We start from the raw sequence: 19,888 nt of genomic DNA, 5'->3' as shown, positions 1-19,888 counted from the left end.
AAGTGCCCTTTCAGTCGGTGGTCTCGGCTTGTCCGGACGGTCCGAGCTTGTCGATCAAACGGTCCATGACGTTGCGGATGTGGGTGTCGACGGCTTCGCCCATCGCCCGGGTGTCGCCTGCTTCCATCGCCTCGAGCATGGCCCGATGCTCCTTGTACGCCAGCTCCGTGTGCTCGTGGAACTGCCCGGCCCAGTTGATGATGCGCTGGATGTGCCCGCGCAACCGGTGGATGTGGTTGACGAGCAGGGGGTTGCCGCAGTTGAGCACGAACAGGTCGTGGAAGTCGAAGTCGGCGACGTTGAAGGGTTCGAGGTCGCCCGCGGCGATCGCCTCGCCGATCCGGTCCATGCGTTCGCGCATGGCGGCCAGCTCGCCGGCCGGGATCCGGGTGGCGTTCTCGGCCGCGGCCACCTCGAGTGCCCGGCGCACGGTGTAGACCTGCCGGACCAATTCCACCGACAGCGCCGGAACGGTGAACCCCCGCGGCCCGGACACGTCCAGCAAACCCTCGTCCTGCAACCGGCGGATCGCCTCCCGCAACGGGGAGCGGCTGATCGAAAACCTTCGGGCAAGATCGTTTTCACTGAGCACGGAACCGGGTTCGAGTTCGCCTGACACGACCCAGCGCTTCAACGTGGCGTACGTCTGATCCGCCAGCGACGGCGCTCGTTTCGGCGCGTTCTCGTCGATCCGCATGGTTTCCCACTGCACAGTCGGCTCACTCATGTGCACCCTCCCGTTCGCCCCAGGTCTGTCTCCCGGCTCCGACGACGATTCTCGTGCGAGGACGTCGGCAGCCCCCGCCGGGTGTATTGACACCTTCCGGGAGCGACTCTAGCGTAATCGGTCGACAGGCGACAGGCGCCCGTCGCCATGGCTCGCCAGACACTCTCAGTGTTCGGTCGACAGGCGACCGGACTGGTGCGGAGTCCTGATCTATCTCGGCAAAGGAGTCCAGATGAGAAACCTTCGTCCGCTGACAGCGACCGCGATGAGCGTGTTGGCCGTTTCGGCCGGTCTGGTCGCGTGTGGCGGTGCTTCGGGCAGCAGCTCGTCCGGCGTCACGATCGGCTACTCGACGTACACGTTGTCCAACCCGTTCTTCGCGGGGATGCAGAAGGGCTTGGACGCCGGGACCGAGAAGTACGGGTACAAGCTGGTCACCACCAACTCCAACGGCGACGCCGCCCAGCAGGTCACCGACATTCAGAACCTGATCAGCCGGGGCGTGAACTACATCCTCCTGTCCCCCGCCGACGGCAAGGCCATCGCGCCGGCCGTGTCCGCGGCCGACGCGGCGCACGTGCCGATCATCTCCATCGCCGACAGCGTGATCCCGCCGATCACTGCGACGATCACCATCAACGACGTCAAGGCCGGCAGCGACGCGGTCGATCGGATCGCTGCGGAACTGAAGGCCCGCAAGGGCTCGGCGACCGGCACGGTCGTCGACATCCAGGGCATCCTGGGCACGCCGTCGGCGACGCGGCGCGAACAAGGGTTCCGCCAGCAGCTGGCCCGCTACCCCGGTCTGCGGGTGGCAGCGGCGCAGGACGGTGGCTACGACACCGCAAAGTCGAACGCGCTGATGGTCGACATTCTCCAGGCGAATCCCCAGATCGACGCGGTGTTCGCGGCCAACGACGCCGAAGCGGTGGGCGTGTCGGCGGCAATCAAGTCACAAGGCCGATTCAAGCCGGTGGGCGACCCGGGGCACATCATCGTGATCGGCGTGGACGGTTCCAAGCCCGCCATCGCCGACGTGCGCGCCGGCGTGCAGGACGCCAGCATCAGCCAGAACCCGATCAAGATGATGCAGAAGGCCGTGGACACCGTCGCCGACCTCGAAGCGCACAAGTCCGTGCCGAAGCAGATCGACTGGCCCTCGGCGACCATCACCAAGGAAAGCATCGACTCGCCCGAGGTCAAGAGCTACGGGATCTGGTCCGATGAAGTCTGATGCCCCCGCCCCGACAGTGGAGTTCCGCGGCGTGTCGAAGTCCTACCCGGGCATCCGTGCTCTGCACGACGTGTCCTTGACACTCGCGCCGGGCACCGTCACCGCGCTCGCCGGGGAGAACGGTGCGGGCAAGTCCACCTTCATCAAGCTCCTGTCCGGCGCGGAAAAAGCGGACTCCGGCCAGATTCTGCTCGGCGGAAACGAAGTGCCCGGCTCGCCCGGTGCGGTGATCGACGCGGGCGTGAGCGCGATCTACCAGGAGCTGACCGACGTGCCCGACATGAGCCTGCTGGACAACCTCGTGCTGGGCCGGCAGCCGGCGCGGCTGGGAGTGGTCCGACGAGGGGAAGCAAAACGAGCCGCCCGCCTCGCGCTCGACCGGGTCGGGCTGACGGGCCTGCCGCTGGACCGGCCCGTCCGGGAGCTGTCCCTGGCGCAGCGGCAGCTCACCGAGATCGCGCGGTGCCTGGCCCGCGACGCCAGTGTGCTGGTGTTCGACGAACCGACCTCGGCACTGTCCGAAAACGACGTCCGGGTCCTGCTGCGCACGATCAAGGCGTTGCGCGCGCAGGGCATGACGATCCTGTACGTGAGCCACCACCTCGACGAACTGTTCCAGATCGCCGACACGATCGCGGTGCTGCGCGACGGCGAGCTCGTCGGTGCCGGCCCGGTCGTCGAGTGGAACGAAGCGAAGCTGGTGCGCGCGATGCTCGCCAAGGACATGGCCCACGCCTACCCCTGGCGGGACCGGCCCGTCGGCGCCGACCGGCTCCAGGTGCGAGAACTCGACGCACCCGGCGTGAAGCGGGCGACGCTGCAGGTGAAATCCGGTGAGATCGTCGGCCTGGTCGGCCTCGCCGGCGCCGGTCGTACGGAGCTGCTCAAGGCGCTGGCGGGTCTGTCGGTGCGCTCGCGCGGGAACGTCGAGGTAGACGGCCATCCCCTCCCCGCGCGAGCGCACGACGTGGTGCGCCGAGGTGTGGTGTACGCACCCGAGGATCGCAAGGCCGAAGGCCTCGTCCTCGACGCGTCCATTGTGGACAACCTCTCCTACGGCGTCTACCGCTCGTTCGCCCGGGTCGGCTGGCTGCGCCGCGGCCGGCAGGAACGCCTCGCCCACCACGCCATCGCCGGGTTCGGTGTCAAGACCCGCGATCCCCGTCAACCGGCCGGCAAGCTCTCCGGCGGCAACCAGCAGAAGATCGTCCTCGCGCGAGCCGCCGCGCACACGCCGAAGGTCCTGCTGCTCGACGACCCCACCCGCGGCGTCGACGTGGGCGCGAAGGCAGGCATCCACGAGCACGTCTTGACTCTCGCCGAATCCGGCGCCGCGGTATTGCTGACCAGCTCCGACACCGACGAGGTTCTCGCGATGGCCGACCGCGTGTACGTGCTACGCGCCGGACGGGTCGTCGGCGAGCTGCGCCGAGCCGAGTTCGACCGGGAACGCGTGCTCCAGCTGGCCGCCGCCGGCTGACTCCCCCGACTCGCCTGTGAGAAACGGAAGGCCACCATGGTGATCACGACCTCCACGGAGAAGAAGGAAGAGACCCGCAGGCCAGACTCACCCCCGTCCACGCTGCGGAGAATGGCCGGGCATCCCCGGACCCCGATCGTCGTCGCGTTGGTGCTCGCCTGCGTGGCGATGGCGTTGCTGTCCGACAGTTTCCTGTCCAGCCGCAACTTCACCAACATCCTCACCCAGTCCACCGTGGTCGGAATCGCCGCCGTCGGCGCGACGCTGGTGATCATCACCGGCGGCATCGACCTGTCGGTCGGGTCCAACGTCGCGCTCTCCGGCATGATCGCCTCGCAGCTGGTCAGCGGCGGACTGGCCGGGTTCCTGGGCGTCGTGGTCTGCCTGGTGATCGCCGCCGCGATCGGCGCGTTCAACGGGGTTTCCGTGGCCTGGCTGCGGTTGGCGCCGTTCATCGTGACGCTCGCCGTGCTCGGCATGGGACGCGGCTTGACGTTGCAACTGAGTCAAGGCCAGAGCGTGTACGGGCTGCCGGCAGGACTCACCTGGCTCGGTGGCGGAACGATCGGCACGATCCCCGTCCCGGTGTTCCTGCTCGCCGCGATGTTCCTCGTCGGGCACCTCGTCCTGTCGCGCACCACACTCGGCCACCAGATCTACGCGGTCGGCGGCAACCGGCAGGCGGCTCGGTTGAGCGGCATCCCCGACAAGCGGGTGCTGTTCTACGCCTACCTGATCGCCGGTGCGTGTGCCGGCCTGGCCGCGCTCGTGCTCGTGGGCCGCCTCGGCGCCGCGACCCCCACCGCGGGCACCGGTCTCGAGCTTCAGGTGATCGCCGCGGTCGTGATCGGCGGCACCAGCCTGTTCGGCGGCAAGGGCAGCATGGTCGGCACGCTCATCGGGGTCCTGCTCATCGGGGTCATCAACAACGGGCTGACCCTGCTCAACGTGAGCCCCTTCTGGGTCCAGTTCATCCAAGGCGCGCTGATCCTCGTGGCCGTGCTGTTGGACGCGTTCAACCAACGCAGGCTCTCGGTCGCAGATGCCTGATCCCCACCACATCCACGACAGGAGGCCTACGTGAATCCCCCTTTTGATCACCGGCACCTCGACGAGCTCATGGACAACGCCGGGCTCGACGCGCTGCTGGTGACCTCGAAGCACAACGTCCAGTACCTGCTGGGCGGGCACCGGTTCTTCTTCTTCGACTACATGGACGCCATCGGGGTCAGCCGGTACCTGCCCGTGCTCGTGTACGTTCGCGGCGACCTCGACGCGACCCGCTACATCGGCAACGCGATGGAATCGTGGCAGCTGGACAACGATCCGGTGTGGGTGTCCGATGTGGACACCAGCACGTGGCGAGCGCAGGACGCGATCGAACTCGCGCTGGCACACCTGCGCCGAGTGCTGCCGGGACAGGCCGTGGTCGGCATCGAGGGATCCTTCCTGCCGGTCGAGGCGTACCAGCGGCTGGCGGTCGAACCGTCGGTGACGCTGCGGGACGGACAGTTCGTGCTGGAACGCCTTCGCGCGGTGAAAAGGGTGGACGAGCTGAAGCTGCTCGAAGAAGCGTCGGACGCCATCGTGGACTCGATGCGGGCGGCCTTCGGCGCGCACGGGGCGGGCTCGACGAAACGCGAGATCGTGCAGACCCTGCGCCAGGAACAGACACGGCTCGGCATGACCTTCGAATACTGCCTCGTGAGCATGGGCGCCAGCCACAACCGCGCGCCGTCGAACGCCAGCTGGGCGCCCGGTGAGGTGCTGTGCCTGGATTCCGGCGGCAACCTCGGCGGCTACATCGGCGACCTCGCGCGCATGGCGGTACTCGGCGAACCCGACGCCGAGCTGGAGGATCTGCTGGCCGAAGTCGAAGCTGTGCAGCTGGCCGCGCGGGAACCCATCGCGGACGGCGTGGTCGGCCAGGCGATCTTCGACCGCGCAGGCGAGGTGCTGGCCGCGAGCCCCCACCGTGGGGTGACCACCTTCGTCGCGCACGGCATGGGACTGATCAGCCACGAGGCGCCTCGGCTCACCTCGACCGGACCGGTTCCGTATCCCAACTACGACGGTCCCCGCGCACTGGCGGCCGGCATGGTCCTCTCGATCGAAACGACCATGCTGCACCCCCGGCGCGGGTTCATCAAACTCGAGGACACCGTGACCGTGACCGAAGACGGGCACCGCGCGTTCGGCGACCACGCGCGCGGCTGGAACGTCGTGGACCTCGCAGCAACCCGTGTCTGAGGCCGTACCCACGCAGCCTGCCACTCCCGCCCGACCAGCAGAGGAGCCATCGATGACCGAGACCCTGCCCGACACGATGCCCGCCGTGATCTTCCGGGGTGAGGGCGTACTGGCCCTGGAACAGCACGCGGTACCCGTGATCACCGAGCCCGACGACGTCATCATCAAGGTCGGCGCGGTCGGGATCTGCGGGTCGGACCTGCACGCCCTGCACACGCCGCCGACCCACCCGGGTCTGCCGGGCGTGATCTTCGGGCACGAGTTCTGCGGGGAAATCGTCGCGGCCGGCCCGCAAGCACGTGGTCTGTCGGTGGGTGACCGCGTGGCGGTCGACCAGAACCCGCCGTGCGGGCGCTGCGGCCCCTGCCGTGACGGACACGGCAACTTCTGCGAGCCGTTGTTCGACAACCCGCACCTCGACATCCCGTGGCCCAACACCCCCGGATTCTTCTGGGACGGCGGAATGGCCGGCTACGTCAAGGTGCCGTCGTACTACGCCTACCGCGTGACCGCTGACGTGCCCTACGAGCACCTCGTGCTCGCCGAGCCGCTCGGTTGTGTCCTCAACGGGATCAACAAGGCCGGCGTCGTGGTCGGCGACCGCGCAGTCGTCCTCGGCGGCGGACCGATGGGCCTGCTCGCCGTCATCGCGCTCAAGCACTTCGGGGTGGAGCAGGTCATCCTGGTCGAACCCGCGGTCAAACGGGCCGAGGTGGCCAAGCAGGCCGGCGCGGACCTGGTGCTCAACCCGACGGAAGTCGACGTACGCGAGGAAGTGCTGGCCGCCACCGGCGGCCGCGGCGCGACCTTGGTGTTCGAGGCCGTCGGTTCCCAGCTGGACACCGCGGTCGACGTCGCGGCCGACCAGGCGCGGATCGTGGTCATCGGCATCAACAACAGCTACCGCGCGAACCTGTCCGCGATGACCGTGACGATCAAGGAACTGCGCATCCTCGGCGCGTTCCTGATGCGCTACACCATGCGCGAATCCCTCGACCTCATCCAGAGCGGCAAGCTCCCGCTCGACCGCGTCGTGAGCCACGTGCTCCCGCTTTCGGACATCCACAAAGGAATCTCGCTGGCGCAGGCCGGCGAAGGTCTCAAGATCGTCTTCAAGCCGTGACGGGGCAGGACGAGCCGACCATGGCCCAGGACCGGACCGTCGTCGTCACCGGAGCTGCTTCGGGGATCGGCGCCGGCATCGCGCGCTCCGTGCACGAGGCCGGCTACCGCCTGGTACTGGTCGACATCGACGAAGCCGGGCTGGCCCGCGTTGCGGCGGAACTGGGTGGCGCAACCACCCTGACCGCGGACCTGACCGACCCGGGCTCGGCCGCGCGGCTCACCCAGGTCGCCCGAGCCGCGCAGGGCACCTGGGGGCTGGTCAACTGCGCGGGGATCTCGCTGATCAAGCACTTCCTCCACAACAGCGAACAGGAGTGGACGCGGATCCTCCGGGTGAACCTGGAAGGCACCATGCGCGCCACACACGCCGTCGGCATGGTCCTCACCGAGAACGGCGGCGGCGCCGTGGTGAACATCGCTTCGATCTCCGGCGTTGTCCCGGCCGCGTGCCAGGCGGCCTACGCGGCGTCCAAGGCCGGGCTGATCGGCTTCGGCACCGGACTGGCGTTCGACTTCGGGCCGCTCGACATCACCGTCAACACCATCGCCCCCGGCATCGTGCGCACGCCGATCTGGGACCGGATCCTCGACGAGGACGCCGACCGGACCGGCCTGCCGGCCGAAGAGGTCTTCGCCGAGCACATCCGGCCCATCCCGCTGGGCCGGGCACAGACCGCGGCCGAGATCGGCGACCTCACCGTGTTCCTCCTCGGGCCGGGTGCGCGCAGCATTTCCGGTGAGACGATCAAGGTGACCGGCGGAATGACCACCGTGACCTTCGATTTCGCGAAGGCGGCTGCCGCGGTTCGAGCGGGGGTCACGTCGTGACCGCCCACCTCGCCTTGCAGCTCAAGGAAAAGCTCGCGTCGGAAGAGCCGCTGCTGGGGACGTTCGCCGGGCTCGGCAGCCCGGTCGCGGTGGAGATCGCGGCCGCGGCCGGCGCCGACTGGGTCCTGCTGGACCTCGAACACGGCGGGGGTTCCGAGGAACTAGTCGGGCCCTCGGTGACCGCGGCGGCGGCCTACGGGGTCCCGCTGATCGTCCGGACGGAAAGTGGTGACCGGCCGCGAGCCGGGCGAGCGCTGGACGGCGGGGCCAGCGGCATCATGATCCCCCGGATCACCGGAATCGCCGACGCCCAGGACGCCCTGCGGATCCTCCGATACCCGCCGGACGGCGACCGCGGCGTGGCGACGTACAACCGTCAGGCCCGGTTCGGGCTTCGGCCCGAAGTGCTCGCCTCGCGCAACGACGAGGTCGTCGGCGTCATCCAGATCGAGACCGTCGGCGCTCTTCGCGACATCGGCGAGATCGCCGCGACCGACGGCGTCGACGTGCTGTTCATCGGCCCGGTGGACCTTTCTTACGCGCTGGGCGTGCCGTTGGGGTTCACCTCACCGGTGTTCCGCCAAGCGCTCGACACCGTGGCCGCCGCCGCGAAACGGCACGGGAAGACAGCGGGGATCATGGCGCCCTCGGCCGCCGCCGCGGCGGACTACCTGACCCGTGGCTTCCGCTTCCTGTCGCTCGCGTCCGACGCTTCCCTGCTCGCCCGAACCATGCACAACGCCTTCGCGTCGATCAGGAAGGACCACCCGTGACCGCGGTGCACCTGAACCATTGGATCGCCGGAGCACCAGTGCCCGGCACGTCCGGCGCCTACGCGGACGTGACCGATCCCGCCACCGGCGCGGTCACCGCGCACGTGCCGCTGGCCTCGGCGGCGGAAACCGCCACCGCGATCGACGCCGCGGCCGCCGCGTTCCCCACCTGGCGTGACACCTCGCTGGCGCGCCGTACCCGGATCCTGTTCGCGTTCCGCGAGCTGCTGAACGCCCGGTCGCAAGAGCTCGCGGCCATCATCACGGCCGAACACGGCAAGGTGCTCTCCGATGCCGAGGGCGAGGTCGCCCGAGGCCTGGAGGTCGCCGAATTCGCCTGCGGCATGCCACATCTGCTCAAAGGCGGAGCAACGCACAACGCGTCGACCAATGTGGACATCGCCTCGATCCGGCAGCCACTCGGACCGGTGGCGATCATCTCGCCCTTCAACTTCCCCGCGATGGTCCCGATGTGGTTCTTCCCCATTGCGATCGCCGCGGGCAACACGGTCGTTCTCAAGCCGTCGGAGAAGGTGCCCGGCGCCGCGCTGTGGCTGGCCCGGCTGTGGCGTGAGGCAGGCCTGCCCGACGGAGTGTTCAATGTGGTCAACGGCGACAAGACCGCGGTCGACACACTGCTGGCGCATCCCGGCATCAAGGCGGTGTCCTTCGTCGGCTCCACGCCGATCGCCCGCTATGTGTACGAAACCGGCACCGCGTACGGCAAACGGGTCCAAGCACTCGGCGGCGCGAAAAACCACATGGTCGTTCTGCCGGACGCGGACCTCGACCTGGCCGCCGACCAAGCGGTCAACGCCGGGTTCGGCTCGGCCGGGGAGCGCTGCATGGCGATCTCCGTCGTCGTCACCGTCGGAGACATCGCCGATGAGCTGGTGGACAAGATCGCCACCCGGGCCGCGAAACTCCGCACCGGCGACGGCCGCCTCGGCTGCGACATGGGACCGCTGGTCACGAAAGCCGCGCAAGAACGGGTCACCGGCTACATCGCCGCCGGCGAACAGGCCGGTGCCGTCCTCGTCGTCGACGGCCGCGGCCTCGCCGGCGACGGCTTCTTCGTCGGGCCGACGCTGTTCGACCACGTGGCCACGGACATGTCCATCTACACCGACGAGATCTTCGGGCCGGTCCTGTCGATCGTGCGAGTCGACACCTACGACCAGGCGATCGAACTGGTCAACGCGAGCCCCTACGGCAACGGCGTCGCTCTCTTCACCAACGACGGCGGCGCGGCGCGGCGCTTCCACACCGAGATCGAGGTCGGCATGGTCGGCATCAACGTCCCGGTCCCCGTCCCGATGGCGTACTACTCCTTCGGCGGCTGGAAGAACTCCCTCTTCGGCGACACGCACGCCCACGGCACAGAAGGCGTCCACTTCTACACCCGCGGCAAGGTCGTCACCACGCGTTGGGCGGACCCCACTCACCGCGGCATCAACCTCGGCTTCCCTCAGACCGGCTAGATCGCGGCAAACCGGCGCGCCACGTTGTCGTCGTCGGCGGTGCGCTCACGTTCGAATCAGCGACGCGTGGTGCGGCGTGCAATCGACCTCACCGCAGGACAACCGCCGCGGGTGACCCGAGCGCCAGGTGCGTGGTCACCATGTCCACCCGCGCGTTGGAGTTCGGCTCCCACTCCGGACCCGGTCCGCCGGCGTGCACTTCAAGCCGTGGGGCCGGCGCCGTTCCTGCCGATGCCCGCGGCCGAGCTGTGTGACCGGCCGGTGACGGTGGAGCAGGTTGGGGGCCGGCCTGCCATTGCTGAGCTGCGAGACCGCCGGACCGATCGACTGGGGCCGGGACGACCGACCGCTGCCGGCCGATTGATTTCTTGCAACAGGGACAGCTCACGACACGCTAATTTGGGGGCACCCCAAATCGAGGAGAGCCCCGTGGGCACAGTGGTCATGTACAGCTCGGTGTCGGTGGACGGCTTCGTCGCGGACGAGAACGACCAGCCCGGGCCGCTGTTCGACTGGTTGTCCAGCGGTGACGTCCCGTTGGACGAGAGCGGCGCGCTCAAGGTGTCGCAGACGTCCTACGACTACACCCGGCCGTACTGGGATCGGATCGGGGTGACCATCGTCGGCCGCCACGTCTTCGACATGACGGACGGCTGGGACGGGAAGCCTCCGGGCGGGATCGACCACGTGGTCGTCGTGACGCACCGGCCGGAGCCCGACGGCTGGGACCCCGAAGCGCCGTTTCACTTCGTCGACGGTGTCCAGGCAGCCGTGGCCAAGGCGCAGGAGCTCGCGGGTGACCGCATGGTCGAGGTCGCCGCCGGCGACGTCGGTGGCCAGGTGTTGGCCGCGGGCCTGATCGACGAGGTGCGCATGGACGTCGTACCCGTCGTGTTCGGATCCGGCAAGCGCTACTTCGGGTCGGTCCACGCGCAGCACCTGTTGGAGGAACCCGACGAGGTGATCCAGGGCAACCGGGTGCTTCACGTGCGCTATCGGGTGCGCCGTTGACCGATCTGAGCGGGTAAGCGAAGAAGTCCACTGCGAACGGTGACACGAGATCCGGCCGCCGGCCGCGTTTGCGCACCCTCCCAGCACGCGCAGCGCCGGCAGCGCATCGCCGACCAGAACCGCCGTGGGGACGCCGAACACCGCCCCCATCGTGGATCTGTGGTGCCGCAGCCGGTCCCGGTCCACCACATCGACGCAGGGTGGATCGTCTTGCCCCGCCTCAGCACTCGGCCGGGCCTCGCCCGGCACTTCGGGAACACTGCACAAGACGCTGGAGCAGCAAAGCCATCGACTCGGAGCAGAACCAAGACCGAGGTAGCGAGTTGGGCCAGTACTACAACGACGAACGCGTGGTCGACAACGACCCGTTCTGGGCAACGATCACGTAGCCGAGCGAGGGAACACATGAACAAGCCGATGAGGACAGCAACCGCTGACCTGCACATGAGTCACGGTCACTTCGTCATCAGGGACGTGAGTGCGGACTTGCCCGCGCCACGCCTTGCCCGTGCCAACGGTTTCGTGGGGACGGATCTCGTCAACGGCGCGGTTGTCCTCACCGGTATTCATACGGGTTCGGTCACCGTGACCCTGCAACTGCTCGACACCGCACCCGACTCGGTCGGCCTCGACGACTGGGACGAAGTCGCCGAAGTCTCGGTCGAGTCGGAGTACGGAGAACTCATCGTGCACGGCATCATGGAAGGTCCGCCGGATTTGCCTGAGCTGGCTCACGCGGGACCCGGCACCTACCGGATACGCGCGCACGCCCGCGGCCGCGACATCGCCCCCCATCGCAACGTCCGGGAACCCGTCGAGAACTACCGGCTTTCCGTGTGGCCGGCACCGGAAGCACCCGACATCGTCTACAAACAATCGGACGAGCGCGGACGGGAATACCGGGCAGCACGGAAGCCGCGACCCTGACGGGGGCCCGGCAGGCGTGACGCAGTGTCGTTGGCTGGGCCGGCCAAACCGGCCGCCCCAACAGGACGGGTACCGGTGCGCCCGGCCGTGCTGAGGGTGCAGCCGGGGTCGGGCAGCGGCAGATACAACCAACCTCAAATCCGACGACATCCAGCCTTGACTTGCCAGTACACAACGAGTCGGGCTTTCGACCCGTGCCCTGCGCGGGTCACTCCTCACTCGATCCGAGTAACGACTTTCTGTAATCAGCCGGTTTGAATCGGTCATGGCTCATCGACCCAGATGATCACCGCAACCAGCTGGTCGTCGACGGGTGTGAGCCTGAGCCGGTCGTGCCGGCCGTCGGCCATGAACTCGCGTTCGGCGGTCGGCCACCGATGCAGCGTCGCGCTCCACGCCACTACCCGGTCCGGGTCCGCGGCGAGCTCGGCGACCGACTGGGGCGCGCCGAGGTCACTGAGATTGGTGGGCATGGTCATGATTGTCTGTGCTGGTCAGAGAAACCGTGGTGAAGCAGGGGAAGGACGCGAAATCTTTTGGAGGTGCGCGGCCAGGCGGATACACAAGCCACGGACGTCGGCCAGCGCGATCAGCCGGCTCGGCATCAGCTGATACCCCATGGCGTTGTCGCCGCCGCACGGGCCGGCGATGTGGGTGAAGTCGTCATCATCGCCCGAGGGCACAGCCTGGGGCTGGGCAGATGCTTGCCGAAGTGGAGCGCGCCGTGCGCGCCGGAGTCTTCATCACCTCACTCAGCGCGGCCGCGAACCCGGCGACGTCTCCCGAGGCCAGCCCCAGCCCTCGGCCGGGCCACGCACGCATCGCGCATCACGCCGGACACCACCGTCGAAGGACAGCGCCAGCGTGAAGATCGCCGCATCCACGGTCATCGCAGCTGTCCACGACTGCATCTCCCTGGTCCGTGCGACCTGCGGGACGGGACTGGCGAACGACTCCATTGACGCACACTGGTGGATCGCCACCGCAGCGCAAGCCCACGATCGGCGCGACGTTTCACCTGCCGGCCGAGCTGACGTCGGTAGCGCGGGCGGTGCTGGTCGTGGAAAGTCCTCGGCCGGCCGGCACACGGACCTCTGCCGCCGAATGGGGCACCGTCAAGCACCGAGCCAAGGCCACGCGGCGAAAACTCCCGGACGATCGAGCAGTCGGACGGCCCCCGTCCTCCCCGGCTCCCCGTCCGACTGCTCGCAGCCATTCTCTGGAAGACACCCGACCACAGACAGGGGATAAGGTCCTCACCCGCAATCCCGTGTCCGGGTAAATCATTCTCGATGCATGCAGCGCGCGGTCGGCAACGACCGAGACGACCTCATCCCGAACTGATGTCCGCCTCGTATCGCTGCGATGGGATTCCGCCCCTCAAACGATTTGCGCGCGTCCGCCGAGTCTGCGCCATCCCAGCCGTGCGGGTGCGACGTCACCTCCTTGGGATGAGGACAGCGCGGGCCATCCGCCCGACAGTCGAGGGGTGGTGCGCGCGTCCACGGCGGCGCGCACTACTCCCCTGCCGTGAAGCAGCCAGGAGGCCTGTGATGACCGATGACGTCGAGGCGATGGGGCCGATCAGTTTTCTGATCGTCGAGTTCCCGGGCAGCAAGATAACCGGACACGGCTTGCCGATCTTCGTGGACCTGGTCGACCAGCGTTTGATCCGAATCCTTGATCTCCTGTTCGTCACCCGGGACACCGATGGGTCAGTGCGCGCGGTCGAGTTGCAGGACTTGGATCTTGACGGCCGGCTCGACGTGGCGATCTTCGAAGGTGCGTCCTCGGGTCTGCTCGACGAGGGCGACCTGGCCGATGCCGCGTCCGCGATCGAACCCGGATCGTCCGCGGCGATCGTGCTGTTCGAGAACCGGTGGGCACGTTCGTTCACCCAGGCCCTGCGCCGTGGCGGGGCCGAGGTGGTGGCCGCCGGTTACGTCCCGCTCGATGCCGTCGCGGCATCTTTGGATGCCGCCGAAGCAGCCGACGTCTGATCCGCCGGAGAAAGGACGAGAACCATGCCGGGACTCCTCCGAGGTATCGCCCGAACCGCCGCGATCGCGGGGACGGCGACCGCCGTGTCGAATCGAGTTTCGCGCCGCCAGGGCCGGCGCTGGGCCAGGCAAGAGGACGAACAGGACGCCCAGCAACAACAGCAGGACCCGCCGCCACCACAACCGGCGGCAGCGGCACCCGCTCGCGACGCCGTCACCCAGCTCAAGGAGCTTGCCGAACTCAAGGCACAGGGGGTCCTCACCGACGCCGAGTTCGCGTCGGAGAAGGCCAAGATCCTCGCGTCATGACAGCACATCGGGATCGGACAAGTGCAACGCAGCCGCTGCACTCCTCTCGACGTGAGGGAGGTCTCGACACCACCACTACTACGATTGGTCGGTTCGCCTTCCACGTGATCGCCGCGACGGACGAGTTTCTCGCCGACCTGATCCCCGAAGTCACCCTGGAAGCCTCGCTCGCCGTCCGGTCGCTGGTGACGACGCCGTGAAAGCCGAGTAAGTCCCGCTCGGTGCGAGCCGTCGCCTTCCACCACAACGATCTCCTCGCCGCTTTCGGCGAGAACTGGCGCGACCTCTCCATGGTCAGCAACCGGGACGATCCTCCTTGCCCGGCCGTACCTGGAAACTTGCCTGTGTTGCCTTCGAAATTCGTGGACTCCATGGTTCACTTTATGGGATGTCGATCAGCGAGCTCATGTTAAGACCACTGTCAGTGAAGCGCCGACTTGAGGGTGAGGCACGATGAGCGACACTCGACTCTGATTGACCATGAGAACACCCTTCCAAGGCACGTCATCCCAGGTCCGGAAACTCGATTTGAGCCGTGCGACCGTCTGCCTGCTCGAGGGGTTTCACGAGAGGCCGCTGCCGCAACCAACTCGAAGACGCAGCGCCTTGCGGTATCCGTACGGCGACCTTGTATTGGACCTTATGGTTCATATGATTCCTCTGTGACGCCCGATCACCGCCGGAGGCCGGCCTCGCGCCGAAAGGCGCCCCGGCGGTCACGCACCGACACCGAGAGTGCGCCGTCGCAGGCCCTCACCTTGCGCAGGTCCTCCCTGCTCGGCGAGGCGCCGCTCTACAGACCCTGATCCTCCCGAAGTGACGGCTGCGCTCGATCGCGCAACCGTCCAGACCACCGACAGAAGGGCGTGATCCGCCGTGACGGCAGCCGCATCCGACACCCCGGCCCTCCCGATGACGCGACCGGCCGGATGCCCGTACGACCCGCCCGCTGAGTACGGCGCCCTGGGCACCGCCGACCCGACGTCGCAGGTCCGCTGCCCGGCGGGGATGGACGCCTGGTTGGTCACCCGCTACGCCGACGTCCGCGCGGTGCTCGCCGACCCCACGATGAGCTCGCGTGGCGCGGCTTCGGTGCACGTCACCCGGCGCGCCGGCCTCGACGAACCGGTCAGGCCGGGCTCGATCATCCAGCTCGACGGTGAACCGCACTCGCGGCTGCGCAAGATGGTGCTCGCGCAGTTCACCGTCCGGCGAGTGGAAGCGCTGCGCACCTACATCCAGGACCTCGTCGAGAACCATCTCGACGCGATGCTCGCCCGGCCGGGCGAGGCGGACCTGGTGCGGGACTTCGCGTTGCCGATCCCGTCGCTGGTGATCTGCCAGTTGCTGGGCGTCCCGTACGCCGATCGCGAGCGGTTCCAGCAGCAGAGCTCATTGCTGGTCAGCACCGACGCCACGCGCGAGCAGGGGCAGCAGGCCTATGACGAGCTGGCCGGGTTCCTGGCGGGGTTGTTCGCGGACAAGCAGCAGAATCCGCAGGACGACCTGTTCAGCCGGATGATCGCGCGAGGCGCCGCCACGGGTGATCCGCTCAGCCTCGAGGAACTGGTGATGCTCGGGCTCAGCCTCCTGGTGGCCGGCCACGAGACGACCGCCAACATGATCGCGCTGAGCACCCTGGTGCTGCTGGAACACCCGGAGCAGCGCGACGCTGTGCTGGCCGCGCCCGCACGCGCGGTCGAGGAACTGCTGCGGTACCTGTCGGTGGTGCAGTTCGGCGTGCTGCGCCACGCCACCGAGGACGTGCAGGTGGGCGACCGCGCCGTCAAGGCAGGAGAATGGCTGGTGGCCGCGCTGAACTCCGCGAACCGGGACGAGGAGCTGTTTCCGGCGGCGGACGAGCTGGACTTCCACCGCGAGTCGCCGCGCGCGCACGTGGCGTTCGGCTACGGCGCGCACCAATGCATCGGCCAGCAGCTGGCGCGCGTCGAACTGCAGGAGGCGCTGACGCGCCTGTTCCGCCGGGTCCCCGACCTGCGCCTGGCCGTGCCGCGGGAGTCGCTGGGCTTCAAACACAACACCCTGGTCTACGGCGTTCGCGAGCTGCCGATCGCGTGGGGCTAGGCCAGTTGCGCGCGAGGGTTCGGACGTTCCGCCGCACGACGTCCTCGGCGTCGGTGCTGCCGGGCCGTCCGGTCTCCGTTCAGACACTCATGTAACGACAATCGCAAGCCTCGATGAGGGGATCACACCCATGCCGCGGCCGGATGAACGTCACCACGATCTGCAGTCAACAGCGGAAAGGTGGACAGGTCCGTTTTCTCCGGAGTGCCACGCGGCCGTGCGCCTCGGCCCGCCGGGCACTGTGCCCACGGCAGTCACCGCCGATCCTCCGGGATGCCCGGCCAACGACGCACCAGAGCCGAAAACGGAAATCACGCATCGAAGTGACCTCGGACCGCAGCTACTCCCGCGGACGCCGGTCAGGAAATCATCACAAATCGCAGGCAGAAGCGGTTCCGTCGCAAACATGGCGGGGAGCGCATCGAGATTCGCGACGACGCCGCAGCCTCGGTTCCTGTGAAACAGGCGTCCACAACATGAACCACCACTCTTCGACGCGATCATCACGTTCCCCGTTGGTTCGACGGGGACCCTTTGTCGGCGGTCAGGTTCGGGCGGGGGTGATGCCGTCGATCGCGACCGGCAGGTGGCGGGGGCCGCGCAGGACCGGGTTGGTCCGGTACGGCGGTGGGTCGGCGAGCAGGCGGGGGTTGGCCAGCCGGTGGGCCAGTTCGGCGAGCGCGATCTGGGTTTCCAGCCGGGCGAGGGGTGCGCCGAAGCAGTAGTGGATGCCGCCGCCGAAGCCGAGGTGCTGGTTGGTGTCGCGGGCCAGGCCGAACCGGTCGGGGTTGAAGCGATCGGGATCGAATCGGTCGGGGTCACGGACGTGCTCGGGGTCGCGGCTGCCCGAGGCGAGGACCAGCACGACCCGGGAGCCCTTCGGAATGGTGGTGCCGGCGATCTCGATGTCGTCGAGGGCCACCCGCCAGGGGATGAAGTGCACGGGCGGCTCGTAGCGCAGCAGTTCCTCGACCAGGTGGATCACCAGCTCGGGTTCGTGGCGCAGCCGTTCGAGCACGTCGGGGTGGCGCAGCAGGGTGAGGGTGCCGTTCGTGATCAGGTTGACGGTGGTCTCGTGCCCGGCGATCAGCAGCAGGAACGAGGTGGCGAGCAGCTGCCCGTCGGTCAGGCGCCCCTCGGGGCCGTCGTCGGTGGCCAGCGCGGAGAGCAGGTCGGCACCGGGAGATCGGCGGTGGCCGTCGACGAGCCCGGCGAAATACTGGACCATCTCCTGCGCGGCCGCCGCGCGCTTGCGCTGCACCTCGGCGGGGTCGCCGACCCCCGGGTCGAGCGCCGCCACGATTGCCTCGACCCACGTGTGGAAGCGGGGTTCGTCCTCGCGCGGCACACCGAGCAGCTCACAGATCACCGTGACCGGGAAGGGGTAGGCGACTTGGTCGACGATGTCGACCTCGGTGGAGCCGGCGAGGCCGTCGATGAGCCCGGTGACGATCCGGCGCAGGTCGGGCACCATGCCGTCGACCCGGTCGGGGGTGTGGGGTGGGCCGAAGTGGCGGGTCACGATGCGCCGCAGCCGGTCGTGTTCGGGCGGGTCGAGGCGGATGAACGACGGCGGCAGGCCCGGGGGGTCCTCGGACGCGGCGGCCGCTTCGGGCAGGTTGTGCAGGTCGGAGCTGATCCGCGGATCGTGCAGCAGCGCCACGATCTCGGCGTAGGTGGAGACGATGTAGCTGCCGTCGTCCTGGCGGGCCACCGGGGTCTTGCGCAGTTCGGCGTACAGCGGATAGGGGTCGGCTCGGTTCGCATAGTCGAGGACCTGCGAGAAGACGCTCGGCGGCGCGGTCGTGACCATGACGGCGGCCTCCTTCATGCGGTTCGTGGGGCTGATCGGGCAGTCGCGGTGACGGGTCAGGGCGACCGGAGAGTCGCGCGCCGCTCGGCCGGGTCGTGGCCCGTGAGTACGACGGTGGCGCTCTGGGTGGGGATCGGCTGGGTGGGGAATTCGGCGGGCACCACAGCCTGTTCGGCGGGCTGGTCGACGGTGTGCCAGGCGGGCGGGAAGGGCGCGGAGCGTTCGATCTGCCGTTGGTAGAACCCCAGCCACTTGCTCTGGTTGAAGGTGACCGCGGCAACCAGCCGGCCACGCAGGCCGTAGGCGGCGACGAACCGGCGGTCGGTCGCCGAGCCCTGCGTGATGACGACCTGGTCTGCGACGCTCGGCACGCCGACCGACTTGATCTCGATGCCGAACTGGGTGGACCAAAAGATCGGCACGTCCAAGTGCGGCCAGCGGTGCGTCTCGTCGCTGAGCATGTTGTGGGCGGCGACCTCGGCCTGGGTGACCGCGTTGCCCCAGTGCTCCAGCGCCAGCAGCTGGTAGCCGAACAGTGGCTGCGGGGCACGCGCGATGTCGCCGGCGGCGAAGACGTCGTCGGTCACCAGGCCGTTCGCGTCGAACGCGCGGCAGCCGGCGTCGCAGGCCACGCCCCACCGGCCGGCCGCCAGCCCGGAGCCTTCCAGCCACTCGACGTTGCGGATCCCGCCGAGCGCGGCCACCGCCACCTCGACCTCGAGGGTGCTGCCGTCGGACAGCCGGGCTCGCCGCAGCCGCCCGTTCTCCCCTTCCAGCGCGGTGACCCTGACCGCGCACCGCAGATCGACACCGGCGTCGCGCTGCATGTCGGCCGCGATCGCGCCGATCGGTCCGCCCAGCGCGGCCACCAGGGGTGCCGGGCCGGCCTCGGCCACGGTGACCGGCAGGTCGAGCTCGCGGCACACCGAGGCGACCTCCGAGCCGGTGAACCCGGCGCCGATGACCAGCACCCGGCCCGGTCGCCCGGCCAACTGCCGCTGCAGCCGCTCGGCATCCTCGCGGGTGCGCAGCACGAACACCCCGTCCAGCGCAGCCTCGGCCGGGACCAGCCACGGCCGGGCCCGCACGCCGGTCGCGATCAGCAGCCGGTCGAAGCCGACGGATGTGCCGTCGGCCAGCCGCACCTGCTTGCCGGCCAGGTCCAGCCCGGTGGCCGCGACGCCCAGCCGCCAGTCGGCGTCGATGGCCCGGCGGCGCGGCAGCCCGGTGTGCCCTGCCGGCACCCCACCCTGCTGCACCTGCTTGCTCAGCGGGGGGCGGTCGTAGGGGTCGTGAGGTTCATCGCCGATCACGGTCAGCGACCCGGTGAACCCCTCGTAGCGCAGCGCACCGGCAGCCCGCGTCCCGGCCAGTGAGGCCCCGACGATCACGATCCGCCCGGTCCGCAGGAACTCCTCGTTCATGCCGTCGCGGCGCGCCGCAGCCGCGCGGCCGCCGTTCTCGGCCGGCCCCCGGTCGAGAACGATGGCCTGTACCGGACACGCGGCCGTCGCCCGCAGCACCCGCTCCCGTTGCTCGTCGCTGGGATCGGGGTCGTAGAGCAGTGCCTCTCCATCCCCGTGCAGGGTGAAGACGCTCGGGGCCAGGAACGCACATTGCGCGTACCCCTGGCATCGGGTCAGGTCCACTACGAGCCGCATCTCGACGTTCTCCCGTCAAGCGAGTGCAACGGGCGGTCAGCGGCGGCACTTCCCGAAGCCGCCGCCGAGGACGGCTTTCCAGCCTCCGCACGCCACCCCGGCGCAGGCCATGGTGCAACACCCTCCGCACCACAACCATCACCCGCGAAAGATGAGCCCCGGCACCAGGCCAAAAACGTCGGAC

Annotated in this window: 18 protein-coding genes; 13 read left to right on the top strand and 5 right to left on the bottom strand. The window is 68.7% G+C overall.

Features of this window, described 5'->3' with window-relative positions; translation table 11 throughout:
• Positions 1–10: 10 nt before the first annotated feature.
• The gene (locus ACQPXB_RS22735; protein WP_366589599.1) at positions 11–727 is read right to left on the bottom strand and encodes a GntR family transcriptional regulator; all 717 of its coding nucleotides are present in this window, start codon (positions 725–727) and stop codon (positions 11–13) included.
• A 232-nt stretch (positions 728–959) separates the two neighbouring features.
• Here ACQPXB_RS22735 and ACQPXB_RS22730 point away from each other — a divergent pair, with 232 nt between their 5' ends.
• The 10 genes from ACQPXB_RS22730 to ACQPXB_RS22685 all read left to right on the top strand — a co-directional run bounded on the left by ACQPXB_RS22730 (position 960) and on the right by ACQPXB_RS22685 (position 11,836).
• Complete coding sequence (locus ACQPXB_RS22730) at positions 960–1,961, top strand: sugar ABC transporter substrate-binding protein (RefSeq protein WP_432855600.1); 1,002 nt, start codon at positions 960–962, stop codon at positions 1,959–1,961.
• Positions 1,951–3,441: a sugar ABC transporter ATP-binding protein gene (locus tag ACQPXB_RS22725; RefSeq protein ID WP_432855597.1), complete on the top strand. Its 1,491-nt coding sequence runs from the start codon at positions 1,951–1,953 to the stop codon at positions 3,439–3,441. Before ACQPXB_RS22730 ends, ACQPXB_RS22725 begins: the two co-directional genes overlap by 11 nt.
• A 111-nt stretch (positions 3,442–3,552) precedes the next feature.
• On the top strand, positions 3,553–4,491 hold the full coding sequence (locus tag ACQPXB_RS22720; RefSeq protein ID WP_432855594.1) for an ABC transporter permease: 939 nt from the start codon (positions 3,553–3,555) through the stop codon (positions 4,489–4,491).
• Positions 4,492–4,521: 30 nt separating this feature from the next.
• A complete protein-coding gene (locus tag ACQPXB_RS22715) occupies positions 4,522–5,691 on the top strand; it encodes a M24 family metallopeptidase (protein ID WP_432855591.1) in 1,170 nt (389 codons plus the stop codon).
• A gap of 52 nt (positions 5,692–5,743) precedes the next feature.
• Complete coding sequence (locus ACQPXB_RS22710; RefSeq protein WP_432855588.1) at positions 5,744–6,814, top strand: zinc-dependent alcohol dehydrogenase; 1,071 nt, start codon at positions 5,744–5,746, stop codon at positions 6,812–6,814.
• Complete coding sequence (locus ACQPXB_RS22705) at positions 6,811–7,644, top strand: SDR family NAD(P)-dependent oxidoreductase (RefSeq protein ID WP_432855585.1); 834 nt, start codon at positions 6,811–6,813, stop codon at positions 7,642–7,644. Before ACQPXB_RS22710 ends, ACQPXB_RS22705 begins: the two co-directional genes overlap by 4 nt.
• The gene (locus ACQPXB_RS22700; protein ID WP_432855582.1) at positions 7,641–8,417 is read left to right on the top strand and encodes an HpcH/HpaI aldolase family protein; all 777 of its coding nucleotides are present in this window, start codon (positions 7,641–7,643) and stop codon (positions 8,415–8,417) included. Before ACQPXB_RS22705 ends, ACQPXB_RS22700 begins: the two co-directional genes overlap by 4 nt.
• Before the next feature lie 5 nt (positions 8,418–8,422).
• Positions 8,423–9,898: a CoA-acylating methylmalonate-semialdehyde dehydrogenase gene (locus tag ACQPXB_RS22695; protein WP_432856751.1), complete on the top strand. Its 1,476-nt coding sequence runs from the start codon at positions 8,423–8,425 to the stop codon at positions 9,896–9,898.
• 429 nt (positions 9,899–10,327) lie between these two features.
• Positions 10,328–10,909 (top strand): dihydrofolate reductase family protein, encoded by a 582-nt coding sequence (locus tag ACQPXB_RS22690; protein WP_386956541.1) that lies wholly within the window; start codon positions 10,328–10,330, stop codon positions 10,907–10,909.
• Between the two features lie 405 nt (positions 10,910–11,314).
• The gene (locus ACQPXB_RS22685; RefSeq protein WP_432855579.1) at positions 11,315–11,836 is read left to right on the top strand and encodes a hypothetical protein; all 522 of its coding nucleotides are present in this window, start codon (positions 11,315–11,317) and stop codon (positions 11,834–11,836) included.
• Between the two features lie 263 nt (positions 11,837–12,099).
• Here ACQPXB_RS22685 and ACQPXB_RS22680 read toward each other — a convergent pair whose 3' ends face one another.
• Positions 12,100–12,309: a hypothetical protein gene (locus ACQPXB_RS22680; RefSeq protein WP_366589621.1), complete on the bottom strand. Its 210-nt coding sequence runs from the start codon at positions 12,307–12,309 to the stop codon at positions 12,100–12,102.
• Between the two features lie 279 nt (positions 12,310–12,588).
• Entirely contained in the window at positions 12,589–12,726 is a 138-nt protein-coding gene (locus tag ACQPXB_RS22675; protein ID WP_432855576.1) for a hypothetical protein, read from the bottom strand.
• A 663-nt stretch (positions 12,727–13,389) separates the two neighbouring features.
• Here ACQPXB_RS22675 and ACQPXB_RS22670 point away from each other — a divergent pair.
• The 3 genes from ACQPXB_RS22670 to ACQPXB_RS22660 all read left to right on the top strand — a co-directional run bounded on the left by ACQPXB_RS22670 (position 13,390) and on the right by ACQPXB_RS22660 (position 16,230).
• Entirely contained in the window at positions 13,390–13,836 is a 447-nt protein-coding gene (locus tag ACQPXB_RS22670; RefSeq protein ID WP_366589629.1) for a DUF6325 family protein, read from the top strand.
• 24 nt (positions 13,837–13,860) lie between these two features.
• Positions 13,861–14,145 carry an SHOCT domain-containing protein gene (locus tag ACQPXB_RS22665; RefSeq protein ID WP_386956518.1) on the top strand — a complete coding sequence of 95 codons (285 nt, stop codon included), beginning with the start codon at positions 13,861–13,863 and terminating at the stop codon, positions 14,143–14,145.
• Between the two features lie 876 nt (positions 14,146–15,021).
• On the top strand, positions 15,022–16,230 hold the full coding sequence (locus ACQPXB_RS22660; protein ID WP_432855572.1) for a cytochrome P450: 1,209 nt from the start codon (positions 15,022–15,024) through the stop codon (positions 16,228–16,230).
• A 544-nt stretch (positions 16,231–16,774) separates the two neighbouring features.
• On the opposite strand, the gene ACQPXB_RS22655 is transcribed toward ACQPXB_RS22660, so the two are convergent.
• Complete coding sequence (locus tag ACQPXB_RS22655) at positions 16,775–18,043, bottom strand: cytochrome P450 (protein WP_432855569.1); 1,269 nt, start codon at positions 18,041–18,043, stop codon at positions 16,775–16,777.
• A 56-nt stretch (positions 18,044–18,099) separates the two neighbouring features.
• Entirely contained in the window at positions 18,100–19,704 is a 1,605-nt protein-coding gene (locus tag ACQPXB_RS22650) for an FAD-dependent oxidoreductase (protein WP_432855566.1), read from the bottom strand.
• Positions 19,705–19,888 lie beyond the last annotated feature (184 nt).

The organism is Amycolatopsis sp. CA-161197 (assembly GCF_050942255.1).
Taxonomy (GTDB): Bacteria; Actinomycetota; Actinomycetes; order Mycobacteriales; family Pseudonocardiaceae; genus Amycolatopsis.
The sequence above is the reverse complement of the archived record's forward strand: the minus strand, read 5'-3'. Positions and strand labels throughout refer to the sequence as shown.

Excerpts from the sequence above, each read along its gene's own strand:
- ACQPXB_RS22655 (WP_432855569.1), bottom strand. The coding sequence starts at position 18,043 with ATGGTCACGACCGCGCCGCCGAGCGTCTTCTCGCAGGTCCTCGACTAT.
- ACQPXB_RS22665 (WP_386956518.1), top strand. The coding sequence starts at position 13,861 with ATGCCGGGACTCCTCCGAGGTATCGCCCGAACCGCCGCGATCGCGGGG.
- ACQPXB_RS22675 (WP_432855576.1), bottom strand. The coding sequence starts at position 12,726 with ATGACCGTGGATGCGGCGATCTTCACGCTGGCGCTGTCCTTCGACGGT.
- ACQPXB_RS22720 (WP_432855594.1), top strand. The coding sequence starts at position 3,553 with ATGGCCGGGCATCCCCGGACCCCGATCGTCGTCGCGTTGGTGCTCGCC.
- ACQPXB_RS22680 (WP_366589621.1), bottom strand. The coding sequence starts at position 12,309 with ATGCCCACCAATCTCAGTGACCTCGGCGCGCCCCAGTCGGTCGCCGAG.
- ACQPXB_RS22670 (WP_366589629.1), top strand. The coding sequence starts at position 13,390 with ATGACCGATGACGTCGAGGCGATGGGGCCGATCAGTTTTCTGATCGTC.
- ACQPXB_RS22735 (WP_366589599.1), bottom strand. The coding sequence starts at position 727 with ATGAGTGAGCCGACTGTGCAGTGGGAAACCATGCGGATCGACGAGAAC.
- ACQPXB_RS22650 (WP_432855566.1), bottom strand. The coding sequence starts at position 19,704 with ATGCGGCTCGTAGTGGACCTGACCCGATGCCAGGGGTACGCGCAATGT.
- ACQPXB_RS22730 (WP_432855600.1), top strand. The coding sequence starts at position 960 with ATGAGAAACCTTCGTCCGCTGACAGCGACCGCGATGAGCGTGTTGGCC.
- ACQPXB_RS22725 (WP_432855597.1), top strand. The coding sequence starts at position 1,951 with ATGAAGTCTGATGCCCCCGCCCCGACAGTGGAGTTCCGCGGCGTGTCG.
- ACQPXB_RS22685 (WP_432855579.1), top strand. The coding sequence starts at position 11,315 with ATGAACAAGCCGATGAGGACAGCAACCGCTGACCTGCACATGAGTCAC.
- ACQPXB_RS22710 (WP_432855588.1), top strand. The coding sequence starts at position 5,744 with ATGACCGAGACCCTGCCCGACACGATGCCCGCCGTGATCTTCCGGGGT.